The sequence below is a fragment of the Vibrio sp. Vb1755 genome (assembly GCF_033338635.1).
GTDB classification, from domain to species: domain Bacteria; phylum Pseudomonadota; class Gammaproteobacteria; order Enterobacterales; family Vibrionaceae; genus Vibrio; species Vibrio alginolyticus.
This window is the reverse complement of the sequence record NZ_JAWOTA010000219.1, coordinates 1-1,236: the sequence shown is the minus strand read 5'-3', so window position 1 is coordinate 1,236 and position 1,236 is coordinate 1. Positions and strand designations below refer to the sequence as shown.

The following is a 1,236-nucleotide window of genomic DNA, read 5'->3' as shown; positions in this document are numbered from 1 at the left end:
TGATCTTCATCGAACACTTCCTTCACCTCAGGAGGGAGCTCATCCATGGTGTGAGGTTGCAACAATCGATGGCTTGCCGTGGCAAACTTTTCTAGCTCGCTTTTGGTGTATTCAAGCCCTTTTTCTTTATAGATAGGGGAGAGTAAATCGTAGAAAGCTTGCGAACTGTGTTCTTGAAGTAGGTAGTCATAATCAGTATTGAGCTCATACACGATGAGCTCATAACCTTTCAGACTGGCGAGAAAAAGAATGATCAGACCTAAAAAGCTCTCTAGATATATCCTTCTCATTTATGCGTTCCATGCATCCGGCATTAGTAGGTAGCCTTTGCCGCGTACCGTAATGATTTTTTGAGGTGAGCAGGACGCGTCACCCAATTTCTTTCTAAGCGTTACGATGCGGTTGTCAATGGTTCTATCTGTACCGTCGTACTCAATCCCGCGTAACGTTTTGGTGAGCCATTCACGCGACAAGGTTTTCTCGGCATGAGTGGCGAGTACCCACAGCAAGTCAAACTCACCGTCGGTTAATGCGACAGGCTGTTGGTTCATAGTACAAGATTTACGTAGTCGGTTTAAACACAACACGCCAATTTGTAAGCCGTTTTCTGGCGCTGGAGCGGTGCTTTCTTTCCTGCGCAATAACATACGGATACGAGCAAGTAACACGCGCGGTTTAATAGGTTTCGTGACAAAGTCATCGGCGCCAATTTCAAGCGCAGCGACGTGATCAAAATCGTCATCGCTTGCGGTAAGCATCAGAACTTTGCCTTTGTAACATTCGCGGATTTGACGACAAACGCTCAAACCGTCTTGGCCCGGCAGCATCAAATCTAACAAAACCAAATCGGGTTGAGTGTCTAAAATGGCGTTCGGCGCGTCGGTGCCGTTATCAATACAGCGGACGTCGAAGCCTTGTTCTACAAAGTACTCACCGAGCATATCTTGTAGTTTTGGATCGTCTTCGACAATGATAAGGGATGGCTTGATTTCTTGTTCGTTCATGTAAGTGATGTGTGCTGTATTTGATATCACTGAAAGTTAAACAAATTTGCGAGTTATTTCAAATAAAGCTTGTAAAGAATAAGGTTATCCGATGAGTTAATAATATAAAAAAAGCAAACGTTTTGATATAGAACAAATCGTTTGCTTAGTATATGGGAAATTAAGTTGTCACCAGATTATGGTTGCTGCTTGGTCGGCGCGAGCGCAATTTCTCGGATACAGACATTTTGTG

At 44.0% G+C, this 1,236-nt stretch carries 1 protein-coding gene and 1 pseudogene; both read right to left on the bottom strand.

The window, feature by feature from the left end; all coding sequences use genetic code 11:
* Positions 1–290: pseudogene (locus R7E00_RS24045) on the bottom strand (two-component sensor histidine kinase); the annotation flags it as partial.
* Positions 291–1,004 carry a response regulator gene (locus R7E00_RS24040; protein ID WP_017447344.1) on the bottom strand — a complete coding sequence of 238 codons (714 nt, stop codon included), beginning with the start codon at positions 1,002–1,004 and terminating at the stop codon, positions 291–293.
* Positions 1,005–1,236 lie beyond the last annotated feature (232 nt).

Bases quoted from the DNA above. Each gene is read 5' to 3' on its own strand.
- R7E00_RS24040 (WP_017447344.1), bottom strand. From the start codon at position 1,004: ATGAACGAACAAGAAATCAAGCCATCCCTTATCATTGTCGAAGACGAT.